This window comes from Polaromonas hydrogenivorans (assembly GCF_040105105.1).
Lineage (GTDB): Bacteria > Pseudomonadota > Gammaproteobacteria > Burkholderiales > Burkholderiaceae_C > Polaromonas > Polaromonas hydrogenivorans.
The window spans coordinates 3,253,370-3,267,478 of the sequence record NZ_CP157675.1 but is presented as its reverse complement, the minus strand read 5'-3'; the positions used below and the strand labels follow the sequence as shown (position 1 = coordinate 3,267,478).

The following is a 14,109-nucleotide window of genomic DNA, read 5'->3' as shown; positions in this document are numbered from 1 at the left end:
CCTGCCCTTTTTGGCTCAGTATGCTGATTGACAAGACACAAACTTCGGCCTATAAAAGTTATGCACTCGAAGGAGAATGCCATGAAAGCTTCAAAATCAGGTTTGGCTTCGATCTCTGCCGCTGTCGCGGCCTGTGTTGCCTTGGTGGCAACCCCGATCAGCGCAGAGACGGCCGTGTCGGGATCGGACCATGCCTTCAATGAAATGGTCGGGATGATGGCCGGCCAAGACACCGGTTCTGGATGGTTCGACTACTACGTCGAGGAACTCAACCAGCAAATTGCCCTGCAGGAAAGCACGCAACCCTATGGCGCAGCCGGTCCGAACGGTCCGCTGGATGGATTCAACGGCTATGTCGCAGGCTTCCGGATGCCGGACACCGGTTCGATGTGGTTCAACAATTACGTCGATGCCGTCAACTTTGTCATCAAACAGAAACAGGCGCAGTAAAGGGTGCCTGTTCATCGCCATCGGGCCGTTCCGGTTCACAGCCTTGGAGACCGCGACCCGGCAGATGGTCAATCTCCCGCAGGTCCATTTAAGGACTCGCGGGGGACGAGCGCAGCAGCGGCAAATTCTTCTCGGCTGATTCGCTGCCGTCCATCTTGTTGATTTGCCCAGCGTAGGGCAAGCCAAACAGTGCTTGCACCTGCTTGGCCAGCGTCTTGTCCAGACTCGCCGCTTGCCAGTCCGCCAGGTATTGCGAAAACGGCGTGCTGGCGCTGGCTTTCCTGGGGTTCAGGTAGGCAATGGACTGCCACAGTTCGGGATGCGCTTCGAACAATGGCAGGAGATGGGCGGCCACCAGTTCGTTTTTTTCGCGCAGGTAGGGGTTGCTGCTCAAGGCGGCCTGGTTCTGCGCATACCAGTCAGGGAACGATTGGCCGGCAGGCAGATGGCGGTGCGACTCAGCCATCAGGCGGCTGGCGTAGGCGGAAAACTGGGGTGCGTAACCGGACCAGTTCCGCGTCGGCGGATTTGTCTCCCAGACGACCGCGAGCCGCCGCAGGGTGAAGAGTGACGCGGTTTCGCACAGCGCCTCTTCAAACCACTGGTTGCTTTCGTTCACTTTTCCGTCGCCGATGGGCTCCTTGTGGTCGAAATTTGACAGCACATGGCACAGTTCGTGGGAAAACTGAAAGACATACTGGAACCAGCGTTCGTCCCTGGCGGTCAGCTGGATGACGTATTGCCCTTGCGCACCCCGCTCATACAGCACCTTGGGCGAGCCGTGGCGCGGAATCACGCGGATGCTGAGGTCGCCACCAGAAATCCCGGCGTGGGTCAGAAGTTCCCCGGCGACCGAGTCGAGCACCCGCTTGATGTCCCGAACCTCTGCATTTCCCCAATCCCCAGGGGCGACATCGATAGCCATGGCCTGCTTTATTGAAGGCCGGTCCTTGCGCACCGTCCCAAGCGGATCCATGGCGTCAAACTTGGCCTCGGCTCCGGCATGCATTGCCACCGAAGCCGAAAACATGAAAAGCACGGACTTGCAGGCCCGCATAACCCACCTTAAAGCACTCATGATCTAGCTCCCGCATGATTCTCAAGGCCACCGGAAAGCAGCGCCATCCCGCGACCTCCAGCGGGGGCGGCCAGAACGAATCGGCTGGACGCGCCGACACTTTCTCGCACCTTCTTTAAAGTCTAGCTTGACTCGCCTGTCACGACAAGGACGCCTTCGGCCGCGTGCAGGGATCCGCTCCCTTAAAATACCTTCGTCAGCGTGCTGTCCCGGTGCGCTGATGTTTTTATTTCGGGGCCATGTAGAGGACTACCATGTATAAAAACCTCGCTGCCACGCTCGTGGCCGCCTGTTTTATTTCTCCCGCTTTTTCCCAATCGCCGCCGCTCAAGATCGGCTTTGTGTATGTCGCACCCGTCACCGATGCCGGCTGGGTGCACCAGCATGACGAAGGGCGCAAGGCGGTCGAGGCGGCGCTGGGCGGCCAGGTCAAGACCACCTATGTCGAAAACGTGGCCGAAGGCGCCGACGCCGAACGCGTGATCCGCGACCTGGCCAGCCAGGGCCACCAGCTGATCTTCACGCCCAGCTTTGGCTACATGGAGCCGACGCTCAAGGTGGCCAAAGACTTTCCGGACGTGAAGTTCGAATCCATCACCGGCTACAAGACCGCGCCCAACGTGGCGGTGGCCAATGCGCGTTATTACGAAGGCCGCTACCTGGCCGGCATTGCTGCCGGACGGCTGACCGGCAGCGCTGGTTATGTGGCGGGTTTTCCGATTCCCGAGGTGATCCAGGGCATCAATGCCTTCACGCTGGGCATGCGCTCGGTCAACCCGAAGGCCACTGTCAAGGTGGTCTGGCTCGGCGCCTGGTTCGACCCGCCGCGCGAGCGCGAAGCGGCCATGACGCTGTTCAACCAGGGCGTTGAAATCATGGCTTTTCATACCGGCTCGGACGCCGTGATGCGCGCCGCCCAGGAGCGCGGCAAGCTGGCGGTGGCCTACCATTCCGACATGCGCAAGGTCGCGCCCGATGCGCAGGTGCTGGCCATCACGCACCAGTGGGGCCGCTATTACACAAGCCGTGCGCAAGCCGTGCTTGCCGGCAACTGGAAGAGCGGCGCGCTCTGGGGCGGTGTGAAGGAAGGCATGATCCGCGTTGACAGCTTTGGCCCCAGGGTGTCGAAACCCGTCGCCGACGAAGTCATGGCCCGCCAGCGCGACATTGCCGCCGGCAGGCTGCATCCCTTCAAGGCGCGCACCGCGCTGCTGGACAACGAAGGCCATGAAGTGCTGGCGGCCGGCAAGACCTTCACCGACGAAAAAATTCTGAACATGAACTTCCTGGTGCAGGGCGTTCAGGGCAAGCTGACGCAATAAACCGGGAAATCATCATGAGCTACCAAGTCAAGGAAATTTTCTACACCCTGCAAGGCGAGGGCAGCCATGCCGGCCGACCGGCGGTTTTTTGCCGTTTCGCCGGCTGCAACCTGTGGTCGGGCCGCGAGCCGGACCGGGCCACGGCGGTCTGCCGGTTTTGCGACACCGATTTTGTTGGTACCGACGGCACGCTGGGCGGCAAGTTCAAAAATGCCGAAGCGCTGGCGGGCTGCATCGAAGCCCAGTGGCCTGCCGGCGACAGCGCCCACCGCTTCGTGGTGATGACCGGCGGCGAGCCGCTGCTGCAGGTCGATGGCGCGCTGATCGCTGCGCTGCATGCGCGCGGTTTTGTGATTGCCGTGGAAACCAACGGCACGATTGCCGCGCCCGAGGGCATCGACTGGATCTGCGTCAGCCCAAAGGCCGGCGCGCCGTGGATCCAGCGCGAAGGCCATGAACTCAAGGTGGTCTGGCCGCAGCCAGCGCTTGACTGGGCCGAACTCGAAGCCGCCCGCTTCACGCACCGCTACCTGCAGCCGATGGACAATCCCGCGTGGCGCAACAATACCGAAGCCTGCATCGCGCTGTGCCTGGCCAAGCCCGCCTGGCGGCTCAGCCTGCAGACGCACAAGATCACGGGCATCCGTTGACATCCTCCCCGCCCTAATGGACAGGGATTCCCACTGCTGGCGTGCCATGCCCGGCACGGGAAGAGAACTTGTTCAGGATATTTCTGGCGGCATTCACATCCCTGTCATGCAGACATCCACATCCCGAACACATCCAATTCCTTATTCCAAGGCCTGTGATACCTTTCGGCCTCGAATCGGGCAGCGTGCCGCAATCCGAACAGGTCTGGGTTGTATAACTCTCACTCACTTCTTCAAACCACGCGCCATGCTTGATAGCCTTGTACGCCAGTTGATTCCTGAAGGACGACCATCCGGCATCGAGAACGGACTTGGCCATGGTCGTTTTGGCCAGGCCGGCGGCATTCACGTTGCCTACCGCAATGTAGTCAAACTCGCACACCAGGCGGGCGGAGAGTTTGTGGTGAAAGTCGTTGCGGCGATGGGCCATCCGGGCGTGTATCGCCGTGACGCGTTTCTTTTTGCCCGCCCGCTGCGCGATGGCCAGCGCTGCCTCGGCGCCCCGGTAGATGCGCTGCGCTTCGAGCTTTTCCCCCGTGGACAGGGTGGCGAAGTCCTTGAGCCCCAGATCAATGCCCACGCCCTTGACGGGCTGGCGAACATCAGCCGCAACAGCTTCCACATCAATCACGATGTTCAGGAACCAGTTACCCCGGCTGTCGCGGGAAAAGTTCGTCCCGTCCTTGATCTTGCCAGCAGGCAGCGCGCGGCTGTTGAATACGCGGAACGTGTTGCCCGCAAAGCGGAAGGCATCGCCTTCGCGCTTGAGTTCCCGCCCCTTGAGCGGCACCCAGCCCAGCGACCTCATGCCCCGGTAGCGCAGGTACGGGCGTTTCTTTTGCGAACGCGACTTGGCGTACTGTTCGCACACGGCGTTGACCGTACCCGAGTGCAGGCCCAACTCCTTGCTGCTACCCATGGTCAGCTTGTTCAGGTCAAAGCCGCTGTGCCAGGGCCGGCCAAAACGCAAGGCGTCTTTTTGCCGGTCGTTGCAGAAGTTCCAGACGAAGTTCACTGCCCGGCTTTGCTGGTTCAGCAAGCCATTGAGCGACTTCACCCGGTATCTGTAAACGAGGATCATTTTTCTATCGTACACAACCCAACAGGAGCCCACAACATGCAACCCCAACAGCCCGGCAGCTTCGCTGCCACCCTCTGCCTCCCCGGCCTGAAGGCCGGGGTTTCTCGGGAAAATCACTGATGAACGGCGTTTCAATGATGATGTGCGAGCTGAGCCAGACCTTTTTTTTCGATGCCGCGCACACGCTGGACCGGGCGATTGAAACCGCCAGCAGCAAGCGCATCCACGGCCACACCTACAACGCCGAAGTCTGCCTAGCCGGCCGGCCCGACCCGAAAACCGGCATGGTGATCGACCTGGGGCTGGTGCGGCGCGAGGTGGCGCTGCTGCGCGAGCAACTCGACCACCACCTGCTCGACGAAGTGGAGGGCCTGGGTCCGCCAACGCTGGAAAACCTGTGCCAGTTCATCTTCAGAAAGCTGCTTCCCGCGCTGCCGGCGCTGACCTCGGTACGGGTCTGGCGCACCTCGATTGGCGATGGCTGCCGGGTCAGCCGATAACCCTGGAATCAGGTAATCTTGCCGCCATGAAAGCCTATCGCGCCTCGATACTTTACTTTTCCGGCCCTGGCCAGGCCGTGCTGGAATCGGACGGCCTGCTGGTCGTCGGGCCGGATGCCGCAGGTCGGCAGGTGGTGCAGGCGGTGCAGGCGGTGGGGCCTTATCAGCAGTTGGCGCCGCGCTTCGCCCATGTGCCGACCGAGCATTTTCCCGGCCGCATCATCGCGCCGGGCTTTGTGGACATGCACATCCACTATCCGCAGATCGACGTGATCGGCTCGCCGGCCGAGGGCTTGCTGCCGTGGCTGGAGAATTACACGTTTCCGCATGAAAAAAGGTTCTCTGCGCACGACTACAGTGCGCAGGCAGCTATGTTTTTCATAGCAGAACTGCTGCGCAACGGGGTCACCACGGCGCTGGCATTCGCGACCTCGCATCCCGAATCGGTCAACGCGCTGTTTGCCGAAGCGCAAAAAAGCAATTTGCGCCTGATCACTGGCAAGGTGCTGATGGACCAGAATTCACCCGATGGCGTGCGCGATGAAACGGAGCAAAGCCTGCTCGACACCGAAGCGCTGATCCGGCGCTGGCATGGCGTGGACCGGCTGGGCTACGCCATCACACCGCGCTTTGTTCCGAGCTGCAGCGCGGCCCAGCTGCGCGGTGCCGGCGAGCTGGCGGCGAAATACCCGGACGTGTGGATCCAGTCGCATGTCGCCGAAAACAAGGATGAAGTCGCCTGGGTCAAGGGCCTGTATCCCGAGGCCCGCAGTTACCTGAGCGTGTACGAGCAGTTCGGCCTGATGCGACCGCGCGCCATCTACGCCCACTGCATCCATTTCGACGACGAAGACCGCGCGCTGATGCGCAGCACGGGTGCGGCCGCCGCCGTCAGCCCGACCAGCAACCTGTTCCTGGGCAGCGGGTTTTTTGACTACGAAGGCGCCGACCGCGTGGGTTTTGGCTACGGACTGGCCAGCGATGTCGGCGGCGGCACCTCGTTCAGTCCGTTTCACACCATGCTGGCGGCGTATTACGTCGGCCGGGAAGGGCAGACCAAGCCCGGCGTGTCACTGAGCCCGCAACACCTGTGGTGGCAGCATACGGGCGGCGCCGCGCAGGCGCTGGGCCTGGGAGGCGTGGTGGGCAACCTGCTACCCGGCTGCGAGGCTGACTTTGTGGTGCTCAATCCGCAGGCCACGCCACTGCTGGCCCGCAAGACCGCCCAGGCGGCCAGCCTGGACGAACTGCTGTTCTCGATGATCGTGCTGGGTGATGACCGGTTGGTGGAACGGGTGGTGATTGCCGCTCCTGCATCTGCCGCGTGATGAGGCAGCGATCTGGCGCCAGGCGTTTCAGCTGGTCAGCTTCTTATCGCGCAGATGGCGCGCAAGGCCGCAATAGCCGTCCTTGTTCAAAATTTCGTTTTCCACCTTGGCGGGCAGCAGCTTTTCCTTGATCAGGGCAGCGGCTTGCAGGCCCTGGGACTCACGAATGAAGCTCAGGATTCGCTCAAACTTGAAAATCTCGGCCTGGCAGCGGTTTGGGCTTTCTTGCGCTGATGGGCTGGCTACCACCGGGTTTTGCGCTTGGACGGGCAACAGGCTGCTGGCCAGCAGCAGTGCAACGCCGAAAATCATGTTTGCGTGTTTCATAGGTGTTTCTCCTGTAACGAAAATGATGATTTTCAAGTATATATGTGACAATATGTTTTTGCTGCACTGCAACAAAAAAACACATGTCCACTGAGGTGCCGTCGCAACAGCGCGGCGTCCAGCGCCAGCGGGACGCACGTTTACAATGCCCGGCAGACATGGGAAGCAAACGATGAGCATCAAAAGCGACAAATGGATACGCCACATGGCCGAAACCACCGGCATGATCGAGCCCTTTGAGCCGAAGCAGGTGCGCGAGCGGGACGGCCACAAGATCATCAGCTACGGCACCTCCAGCTACGGCTACGACATCCGCTGCGCCCCCGAGTTCAAGGTCTTCACCAACATCCACAGCACGGTGGTGGACCCGAAAAACTTCGATGAAAAAAGTTTTGTCGATATGCACGGCGACAGCTGCATCATTCCGCCCAACAGCTTTGCGCTGGCCCGCACGCTCGAGTACTTTCGCATTCCGCGCAACGTGCTGACCATCTGCCTGGGAAAAAGCACTTATGCCCGCTGCGGCATCATCGTCAATGTCACGCCCTTCGAGCCCGAATGGGAAGGCTATGTCACGCTGGAGTTCTCCAACACCACGCCGTTGCCGGCCAGGATCTACGCCGGCGAAGGCTGCGCGCAGGTGCTGTTCTTTGAAAGCGACAAGGACGATGTTTGCGAAGTCAGCTACAAGGACCGGGGCGGTAAATACCAGGGACAGGTCGGGGTGACGCTGCCCAAGGCGTGAGTTGGCGATTTCCTGATACGGCTTTGGCCTCGGCATTGGCCGGATTCCGTTCTGGCCTCTTCAGTTGACCTGACCTGAGTTGTCATCCGGCTTTGCCGCCGCGTCCTGCCAGCGGACCGTACCCCGGTAGGCATGCCAGCTGGCATGGCCGAGCAGCGGCCCGATCACCACCAGCCCCAGGCCCCAGGGCAGGAGCGCCACGGCAATGAGCGCCGTGATGACAACACCCCACAGCAGCATCACGCCCAGGTTTGAAAAAATCACCCGGATGCTGGTGATGGCGGCCGAAACGGCGTCGGTGTCGCGGTCCAGGATCATCGGAATCGACACCACGACGGTGGAAAAAACCAGCGCCGCAAACATTCCACCCACCGCCAGGTACACGGCGATGAACTCCCAGTTGTCGGGGTTGAACACGGCTTTGAGCACCCCGGTGGTCGAAGGCATGCCGGTATTGAAAAACACCGCGAACACCACCAGCGAGGCGCGGCCCCACAGCAGTTCCAGCACGATCAGCACCAGCACCAGCATGCCCATGCTGCGGATGTGGCTGTCCCAGCAGGTCAGCGAGGCCCCCAGTTCGGGCTTGAGGCCCTGTTCGCGGCGGCGGCTGACTTCATACAGGCCCATGGCCAGAAAGGGACCCACCAGCAGGCAGCCGGAGGCTATCGTCAGGGTGTATTCAGGCTTGGCGCGAAACACGGCGCCCAGCGTGATGGCCATGAGCCAGAAACACAGCCCATAAAAAAGGCCGATGCCGGGGTGCGCCTTCAGGTCGCGCCATCCGGCGGCCAGCCAGCCAAAAGGAGCGCCGGGGCCGACCGGCCGCATCATGGCCTGCGGCCCGACAGGGGGCGGCGGCACATAGGGCGTGTCCATGACGGGAAGCTCGTCAGGCTGGGGCTGGGCTTTGAGGGGGGCCGCAGACGGCGGACTGCCGCCTGCAGGAGAAGTGGGAGAGGTCATGAAGCTTGGGGTGGAGAGAACAGATATTTATCAGTCCCAGCCTAACCAGTTCCCCCTGCCTTGACCATCAGGGAAATACCAAGCTGCGTGGCAGGCTGGTCAAGCCAGGGAAGGATCAGCCGCCATGCTGTCAAATTTTTTGAAGTACTCCCGCGCCAGCGCCACCAGTTGGGCGTCGCTCGGGTGGTCGGCCACCACGGAGTCCACGATGACTTCAGCCACGGCGGCCTGGTGATGGCTGCACCACTCGCGGAACTGGTTGCGGGCCAGGCCCGGGCCGGCCAGCAGCACTTCATGCGTACCGGCCAGGGCAGCGGCAATGTCGGCAAAAAAAGCGCTGTTGTCGTCGGCCTTGCCCTGGTGCTTGTGGTGGCTGCGTGACTTGACCCGCTGGGCCTGCACATGTTCGCGGTCAAACATCACCACATGGGCTTCGGAATGGTCGATCCAGGTAACGGCGTGAAAAGTGCTCATGCATTGCTTTCTTGAGGGGGTGAAAAATTTAAAAACCGGGTTTCAGGCAGAACGGTGCTGTTCCGCTTTTACCTGGCAGGAAATGCAGCGCGACACTTCGGGGCTGGCCTGCAGTCTTTGCGCCGCAATGTCGGTGCCGCAGTCGATGCATTCGCCGTAATTGCCGGTTTCAATGCGCGCCAGGGCTGCGTCGATCATGGCCAGTTCATTGGTTTCCCGCTCACCGATGGCGAACTCCAGTTCGCGTTCGGTGGCCACTTGCGCGCTGGAATCCTCGCGGCGTTCAAAATGCTCTGCGGCAGCTTGCGCACGGCCCAGCGTGCCTCCACGCTGCTCGCTCATTTGCGCAAGGAGGGCGGTGCGCATTTCCAGCAGTTGCTGGCGATAGGGCGTCGCTTGTTGTGGGGTCATTGGGGCATCTCCTTTTATGTATGGATTCATGATGCGCCCGCGCGCAACTCCACTCCTTGACAAGGGTCAACACTCATCAATACCTGCTGGGCATGGCTCACTTTGTCTTGCAGGGTTGCCCTGCATCAAGTTACGCCAGGCAATTTGCAGGTAAGCTTCAGACCCATCGTGCCTCCATCCAAACTTCCTCCGCTTTCACCCCTTCCGCCGCCGGCAACCCGTGGCGCCCTGGCGCTGCCCGGCATTCGCAGCATCAGCCTTGCCCAGCCTTTGAACTGGCTGGTGCGCGGTGCGCAGGACATGCGGCGCGGCGGCTGGCTGAGCCTGCTGCATGGCCTGGTGCCAGCGGCTTTTGGTGGCCTGCTGGTGCTGCTGGCGCGCGACCATTTCTGGCTGCTGGCCGGTGCTTTTTCGGGTTTTCTGGTCGTGGCGCCGGTGCTGGCCACCGGCCTGTATGCCATCAGCCGGGCGATTGAACGCGGCGAGCCGGTCAATCCGCAGCTCATCGTGCAGACTTGGACGCGCTGGCAATACTCGCGTTATGCGGCCAGGGGCGGCTACTGGAGCCTGGTGCGCTTTGGCCTGCTGCTGGCATTGGCCGGCACCGGCTGGGTGCTGACGTCGGCCGCGCTGATCACCCTGCTGGCGGTTGAACCCATCAACACACCGCTGGATTTCCTGCGCCATGTCGTGCTGGCCCCGGGCCACTATGTGTTTGAACTCTGGCTCACCATGGGCGGCCTGCTGGCGGCGCCGATTTTTGCCTCCAGCGTGATTGCCATGCCCTTGCTGCTTGACCGCCGGGTCGATGTGCTGCAGGCGGTGCTGACCAGCTGGCAGGCGGTGCTGACCAACCCGGTTCCGCTGGCCTTGTGGGCGGCCCTGATCATGGGTCTGACGCTGCTGGGCCTGGTCACGCTGCTGGGCCTGATCGTGCTGCTGCCCCTGCTGGGTCACGCCAGCTGGCACGCTTACCGCGATCTGGTGGATGCCAGCGCGCTGCCCGAACGCCTGCCGCCCGAGGGAGCCGCCTGATGTTCGGTTACTCGGAGGAGCAGGTCGCAGCCTTCGGCCTGTCATTCGGCGTGGGGGCCTTCATGCTCTACATGCTGTTCATCATCGGCCAGCTCGCCTGGTCGTCCAAGGCGGGCAAGTTCGGCACCTTCGTGATCTTTCTGGGGCTGGCTTTCGGCATGGTGGGCTTTGTCGCCAAGTACTTCATCCAGTGGATGCTGGAAAGCAAATAAAGCCTGGGCCGGCCGGCTTGAACGGCCATGCTTCAGATCAGATGCCGTTCTTCAGTTGCGATCTTGCTTGGTGGCTCGCTGGGGTGCCACGTAAGGCGCTGGCGCTGGTGCAGGTTCAACAGGCGCCACGGCAGGCGCTGGCGTCACTGCTGCGGGCTCGGGCGCTGGGGCAACATAGGCAGGGGCCACATAGGCAGGTGCAGCCGCGTAAGCCGCTGGGGCCGGCGTTCTGTCGCCAAAGTAGATATTCAGGCCGGCAGAGATCACCCAGTCACCCAGGTTGTGCGCCCCGGTTTTGTTGGTATGCCACTGGTAGCGGGCGTCCGTGCGAAAGTCAACATTCTTGCTCAATTGCTTGGTAAAGCCCAAACCCGCCTTGACCAGCAGGTTGTCATTGGCTTCTGTATTGCCAAATGAGCGGCCTTCCCGTACATAGCCGAGGCCAGCCACCGCATAGGGTGCAAAGTCGGGATTGCGGTTGAAAAAGTACAGGCCATCAACGCCGATATTGCCTTGCTCATCATTTTTACCATCCAGCCTGAGGTCTGAACACTGCCTGCAAATCTTCCCTTTCCGCCTCTTCGCTGAAGGATTCAGTCCCAATTGCCTGTAGGGTTCCGGCCCGGCCTTTTCAAGGGCAACGCCGGTGAAGACGCTTTTATCCTACATATTGAGGCGAAAATAACCGGACTGGCCACCCAGCCTGGCCAGTAGCATCGGTCCAGCGTTACAAAGCGGAGTTGGGCGATGTTTTCAGATCATGTAAAAAAAGTTGACAGGCTCCCTTCCAGGGCTTTGCTTGCCGTGGCCGCCAGTCTTGCGTTCCTGTCGCTGCTGGCTGCCCTGGTGCAGGTGGTGAGGGGGCAGGTTGAACAAGCCCATCTTCGCCAGGCGCAGTACAACGCTGCCCAAATCGCCCTGTCAAACTGCTCGGCCAGCTACTCGGGTGCGGCACGCAGGCAATGCATCGAGCAGGTGAATGCATCCCTAACCCCTTATTCGACCTATACGCCCGAGACTGAAATGCAAGCCAATGTGCAGCTTCCCCAGATTTCCCAGCTTGCGGCACAAGGCGAAGCCAGCATGCCGGCCACCCCCAACGCCCAGGGCTTCATGCAGGCCGCGTTTGCCCGTCAGTGATGCAGGCTGCATGCGGCACCAGTCCGGGCCAGCAACCCTCATCGAGCCGGATTGGCTACCATGGGCGCATGAATGATTCCAACAGCACAGTCTGGCCTGGCTGCCAGCCCTTGAGTATTTCCCTTTCGTGCGGGCTGCCCGCCAGTAGCCCCGGCGCGTTCATTACCCTGTACACGGAGGCACTATGAAATGGGAAGGCAATCGAGAATCTGACAATGTCGAAGACCGGCGCAGCGATGACGGCGGCGGTTTCGGCGGTGGTGGCGGCCTGCTGGGCGGGCGCAGCATCGGCATTGGCACCATCGTGGTGGCGCTGCTGGGCGGCTGGGTTCTGGGCATCAATCCGCTCACCCTTTTGAGCATGCTGAGCGGCGGCGGTGCGCCCACCGCCCAGGTGCAGCAGCAAACCCCCGCGCAAAGGCCGCCGGCCGATGACCGCATGGCCGCATTTGTCTCCACCGTGCTGGCCGATACCGAAGACGTCTGGAAAGACGTGTTTGCCAAAAGCGGCGGCACTTACCAGGAACCCCGGCTGGTGCTGTTTCGCGGCGCGACGCAAACCGCCTGCGGCCAGGGCCAGGCGGCGATGGGGCCTTTTTACTGTCCCGACGACCAGAAGGTGTACATCGACCTCGGTTTTTACGAAACCCTGAAAAACAAACTCGGCGCGCCCGGTGATTTCGCCCAGGCCTACGTGATTTCCCATGAGGTCGGCCACCATGTGCAGAACCTGCTGGGCATCAGCGGCAAGATGGACCAGATGCGTGGCCGCGTCAGCAAAGTCGAATACAACGCCCTGAGCGTGCGCCTGGAGTTGCAGGCCGACTGCTTTGCCGGCGTCTGGGCCAACCATGCGCAAAGCGCCCGCCAGATACTGGAGCAGGGCGACGTGGAAGAGGCCATGAACGCGGCAGCCAAAATTGGCGACGATGCCCTGCAGCGCTCCGGCGGCGGCGCCGTGGTGCCCGACAGCTTTACCCACGGCACCAGCGCCCAGCGCCAGCGCTGGTTTGATGCCGGCCTTAAAAACGGCACCATCAAGGCCTGCGACACCTTCGGCGCCCGGAATTTATAGAAAAACCGCCGATGCTGTTTTTGCGAAGTCCAGGCTTATCCGTAGAAACCTGTTTAACTCCTGAATTGATAGCGCCTTATGCCCGCTGGTATTGCGCAGAAGCCAAATTTCATCATGATTTTGTCGAAATCAGGCGCATAAAATGCATGGCCGGGTCCGCAGCCCGGTACGATGGCTGCAGTCAGGCCAGTCAACATCCTTCAGGCATCTCCCACCTTTATCGGGCATTACCTCCATGAACATACTTTTAACCGGCGGCGCCGGCTACATCGGCAGCCATACCTGTGTTGCGCTGATTGAAGCGGGTCTCACCCCGGTCATCCTGGACAACTTTTCCAACAGCCATCCGGCCGTGCTTGAGCGCCTTCGGCAAATCAGCGGCCAGGCCGTGGTGTGCGAAAAAGGCGATGTGCTCGACACGCCATGGGTCACGGACCTGCTGCTGCGCCATGAAATTGCCGCCGTGCTGCACTTCGCCGGCGACAAGGCCGTCGGCGAAAGCGTGGCCCAGCCGCTGAAGTACTACCGCAACAACATTGGCGGCGCGGTCAGCCTGCTCGACGCCATGCAGGCCACCGATTGCCGGACGCTGGTGTTTTCAAGCAGCGCCACGGTCTATGGCGACCCGGCGTCGGTGCCGATCACCGAAGACTTTCCGCGCCAGCACACCAACCCCTACGGCCACACCAAGCTGGTGATCGAGGACATGCTGGCGGCGATGCAGGTGGCCGATGCGTCGTGGCGACTGGGCGTGCTGCGTTACTTCAACCCGGTGGGCGCCCACCCCAGCGGCCTGATCGGCGAAGACCCGAGCGGCATTCCCAACAACCTGATGCCTTTCGTGGCGCAGGTGGCGATTGGCAAGCGGCCTTTCCTGAATGTGTACGGCAACGACTACGCCACGCCGGACGGCACCGGAGTGCGCGACTACATCCATGTGCAGGATCTGGCCGAGGGGCATGTGGCCGCGCTCCAGGCGCTGCTGGAAAAGGGCGAAAGTTTCACCGTCAACCTGGGCACCGGCCGGGGCAACAGCGTGCTGGAGGTGGTGAAGGCGTTCGAGCAGGCCAGCGACCAGCCGATTCCCTACCAGATCGCGCCGCGCCGCGCCGGCGACGTGGCGCAATGCTATGCCGAAACGGCGTTGGCGAAGGCCCTGCTGGGCTGGAGCGCCAAGCACAGCCTGGCCGGCATGTGCGCCGATGCCTGGCGCTGGCAAAGCGGCAACCCGGATGGCTATAAATAATGCTGAAAAATGCATTTTTCGCATGCTGGACATGCAATGCAAGCTATTAATTAAATAGCAACTTCAAGC

At 61.5% G+C, this 14,109-nt stretch carries 18 protein-coding genes; 11 read left to right on the top strand and 7 right to left on the bottom strand.

The window, feature by feature from the left end; all coding sequences use genetic code 11:
• Nucleotides 1–81 precede the first annotated feature (81 nt).
• Nucleotides 82–450: a hypothetical protein gene (locus tag ABLV49_RS15700; protein WP_349277853.1), complete on the top strand. Its 369-nt coding sequence runs from the start codon at nt 82–84 to the stop codon at nt 448–450.
• Nucleotides 451–538: 88 nt separating this feature from the next.
• Here the strand turns inward: ABLV49_RS15700 and ABLV49_RS15695 are convergent, their stop codons facing one another.
• Nucleotides 539–1,426 carry a hypothetical protein gene (locus tag ABLV49_RS15695; RefSeq protein WP_349277851.1) on the bottom strand — a complete coding sequence of 296 codons (888 nt, stop codon included), beginning with the start codon at nt 1,424–1,426 and terminating at the stop codon, nt 539–541.
• A 356-nt stretch (nt 1,427–1,782) separates the two neighbouring features.
• Here ABLV49_RS15695 and ABLV49_RS15690 point away from each other — a divergent pair, with 356 nt between their 5' ends.
• Both ABLV49_RS15690 and queE read left to right on the top strand, forming a co-directional pair.
• Nucleotides 1,783–2,850 carry a BMP family ABC transporter substrate-binding protein gene (locus tag ABLV49_RS15690; protein ID WP_349277850.1) on the top strand — a complete coding sequence of 356 codons (1,068 nt, stop codon included), beginning with the start codon at nt 1,783–1,785 and terminating at the stop codon, nt 2,848–2,850.
• A gap of 14 nt (nt 2,851–2,864) precedes the next feature.
• Nucleotides 2,865–3,500, top strand: coding sequence for a 7-carboxy-7-deazaguanine synthase (gene queE / locus ABLV49_RS15685; protein ID WP_349277848.1), 636 nt, complete (start codon nt 2,865–2,867; stop codon nt 3,498–3,500).
• Nucleotides 3,501–3,513: 13 nt separating this feature from the next.
• Here the strand turns inward: queE and ABLV49_RS15680 are convergent, their stop codons facing one another.
• Nucleotides 3,514–4,581 (bottom strand): RNA-guided endonuclease InsQ/TnpB family protein, encoded by a 1,068-nt coding sequence (locus ABLV49_RS15680; protein WP_349277847.1) that lies wholly within the window; start codon nt 4,579–4,581, stop codon nt 3,514–3,516.
• Nucleotides 4,582–4,718: 137 nt separating this feature from the next.
• Here ABLV49_RS15680 and ABLV49_RS15675 point away from each other — a divergent pair, with 137 nt between their 5' ends.
• Nucleotides 4,719–5,081, top strand: coding sequence for a 6-pyruvoyl trahydropterin synthase family protein (locus tag ABLV49_RS15675; protein WP_349281744.1), 363 nt, complete (start codon nt 4,719–4,721; stop codon nt 5,079–5,081).
• A gap of 26 nt (nt 5,082–5,107) precedes the next feature.
• Entirely contained in the window at nt 5,108–6,409 is a 1,302-nt protein-coding gene (gene guaD, locus ABLV49_RS15670; protein ID WP_349277845.1) for a guanine deaminase, read from the top strand.
• A 27-nt stretch (nt 6,410–6,436) separates the two neighbouring features.
• Here the strand turns inward: guaD and ABLV49_RS15665 are convergent, their stop codons facing one another.
• Complete coding sequence (locus ABLV49_RS15665) at nt 6,437–6,943, bottom strand: hypothetical protein (protein ID WP_349277843.1); 507 nt, start codon at nt 6,941–6,943, stop codon at nt 6,437–6,439.
• Between ABLV49_RS15665 and dcd the strand changes: the two genes are divergently transcribed.
• Nucleotides 6,909–7,481: a dCTP deaminase gene (dcd, locus tag ABLV49_RS15660; RefSeq protein ID WP_029523828.1), complete on the top strand. Its 573-nt coding sequence runs from the start codon at nt 6,909–6,911 to the stop codon at nt 7,479–7,481. The genes ABLV49_RS15665 and dcd overlap by 35 nt on opposite strands.
• A 60-nt stretch (nt 7,482–7,541) precedes the next feature.
• On the opposite strand, the gene ABLV49_RS15655 is transcribed toward dcd, so the two are convergent.
• The 3 genes from ABLV49_RS15655 to ABLV49_RS15645 form a co-directional block, all read right to left on the bottom strand.
• Nucleotides 7,542–8,447 (bottom strand): DUF2189 domain-containing protein, encoded by a 906-nt coding sequence (locus tag ABLV49_RS15655; RefSeq protein ID WP_415838014.1) that lies wholly within the window; start codon nt 8,445–8,447, stop codon nt 7,542–7,544.
• Nucleotides 8,448–8,546: 99 nt separating this feature from the next.
• Entirely contained in the window at nt 8,547–8,921 is a 375-nt protein-coding gene (locus tag ABLV49_RS15650) for a hypothetical protein (protein ID WP_349277841.1), read from the bottom strand.
• Nucleotides 8,922–8,963: 42 nt separating this feature from the next.
• On the bottom strand, nt 8,964–9,332 hold the full coding sequence (locus ABLV49_RS15645) for a TraR/DksA family transcriptional regulator (RefSeq protein ID WP_349277839.1): 369 nt from the start codon (nt 9,330–9,332) through the stop codon (nt 8,964–8,966).
• A gap of 168 nt (nt 9,333–9,500) precedes the next feature.
• Here ABLV49_RS15645 and ABLV49_RS15640 point away from each other — a divergent pair, with 168 nt between their 5' ends.
• Both ABLV49_RS15640 and ABLV49_RS15635 read left to right on the top strand, forming a co-directional pair.
• Entirely contained in the window at nt 9,501–10,367 is an 867-nt protein-coding gene (locus ABLV49_RS15640) for a DUF2189 domain-containing protein (protein ID WP_349277837.1), read from the top strand.
• A complete protein-coding gene (locus ABLV49_RS15635; protein ID WP_011800465.1) occupies nt 10,367–10,579 on the top strand; it encodes a DUF2788 domain-containing protein in 213 nt (70 codons plus the stop codon). The genes ABLV49_RS15640 and ABLV49_RS15635 overlap by 1 nt, the downstream gene beginning before the upstream one ends.
• A 51-nt stretch (nt 10,580–10,630) precedes the next feature.
• On the opposite strand, the gene ABLV49_RS15630 is transcribed toward ABLV49_RS15635, so the two are convergent.
• Nucleotides 10,631–11,029 (bottom strand): hypothetical protein, encoded by a 399-nt coding sequence (locus ABLV49_RS15630; protein ID WP_349277835.1) that lies wholly within the window; start codon nt 11,027–11,029, stop codon nt 10,631–10,633.
• 354 nt (nt 11,030–11,383) lie between these two features.
• Here ABLV49_RS15630 and ABLV49_RS15625 point away from each other — a divergent pair, with 354 nt between their 5' ends.
• The 3 genes from ABLV49_RS15625 (at nt 11,384) to galE (ending at nt 14,040) form a co-directional block, all read left to right on the top strand.
• The gene (locus tag ABLV49_RS15625) at nt 11,384–11,719 is read left to right on the top strand and encodes a hypothetical protein (RefSeq protein ID WP_349277833.1); all 336 of its coding nucleotides are present in this window, start codon (nt 11,384–11,386) and stop codon (nt 11,717–11,719) included.
• A gap of 184 nt (nt 11,720–11,903) precedes the next feature.
• Nucleotides 11,904–12,794, top strand: coding sequence for a KPN_02809 family neutral zinc metallopeptidase (gene ypfJ, locus ABLV49_RS15620; protein ID WP_349277831.1), 891 nt, complete (start codon nt 11,904–11,906; stop codon nt 12,792–12,794).
• Nucleotides 12,795–13,029: 235 nt separating this feature from the next.
• Nucleotides 13,030–14,040: a UDP-glucose 4-epimerase GalE gene (gene galE, locus ABLV49_RS15615; protein ID WP_349277830.1), complete on the top strand. Its 1,011-nt coding sequence runs from the start codon at nt 13,030–13,032 to the stop codon at nt 14,038–14,040.
• Nucleotides 14,041–14,109: the final 69 nt, after the last annotated feature.

Bases quoted from the DNA above. Each gene is read 5' to 3' on its own strand.
- queE (WP_349277848.1), top strand. From the start codon at position 2,865: ATGAGCTACCAAGTCAAGGAAATTTTCTACACCCTGCAAGGCGAGGGC.
- ABLV49_RS15680 (WP_349277847.1), bottom strand. From the start codon at position 4,581: ATGATCCTCGTTTACAGATACCGGGTGAAGTCGCTCAATGGCTTGCTG.
- ABLV49_RS15675 (WP_349281744.1), top strand. From the start codon at position 4,719: ATGATGTGCGAGCTGAGCCAGACCTTTTTTTTCGATGCCGCGCACACG.
- ABLV49_RS15700 (WP_349277853.1), top strand. From the start codon at position 82: ATGAAAGCTTCAAAATCAGGTTTGGCTTCGATCTCTGCCGCTGTCGCG.
- ABLV49_RS15665 (WP_349277843.1), bottom strand. From the start codon at position 6,943: ATGTGGCGTATCCATTTGTCGCTTTTGATGCTCATCGTTTGCTTCCCA.
- ABLV49_RS15690 (WP_349277850.1), top strand. From the start codon at position 1,783: ATGTATAAAAACCTCGCTGCCACGCTCGTGGCCGCCTGTTTTATTTCT.
- dcd (WP_029523828.1), top strand. From the start codon at position 6,909: ATGAGCATCAAAAGCGACAAATGGATACGCCACATGGCCGAAACCACC.
- ABLV49_RS15635 (WP_011800465.1), top strand. From the start codon at position 10,367: ATGTTCGGTTACTCGGAGGAGCAGGTCGCAGCCTTCGGCCTGTCATTC.
- ABLV49_RS15695 (WP_349277851.1), bottom strand. From the start codon at position 1,426: ATGGATCCGCTTGGGACGGTGCGCAAGGACCGGCCTTCAATAAAGCAG.
- ypfJ (WP_349277831.1), top strand. From the start codon at position 11,904: ATGAAATGGGAAGGCAATCGAGAATCTGACAATGTCGAAGACCGGCGC.
- ABLV49_RS15645 (WP_349277839.1), bottom strand. From the start codon at position 9,332: ATGACCCCACAACAAGCGACGCCCTATCGCCAGCAACTGCTGGAAATG.
- guaD (WP_349277845.1), top strand. From the start codon at position 5,108: ATGAAAGCCTATCGCGCCTCGATACTTTACTTTTCCGGCCCTGGCCAG.
- ABLV49_RS15650 (WP_349277841.1), bottom strand. From the start codon at position 8,921: ATGAGCACTTTTCACGCCGTTACCTGGATCGACCATTCCGAAGCCCAT.
- galE (WP_349277830.1), top strand. From the start codon at position 13,030: ATGAACATACTTTTAACCGGCGGCGCCGGCTACATCGGCAGCCATACC.
- ABLV49_RS15655 (WP_415838014.1), bottom strand. From the start codon at position 8,447: ATGACCTCTCCCACTTCTCCTGCAGGCGGCAGTCCGCCGTCTGCGGCC.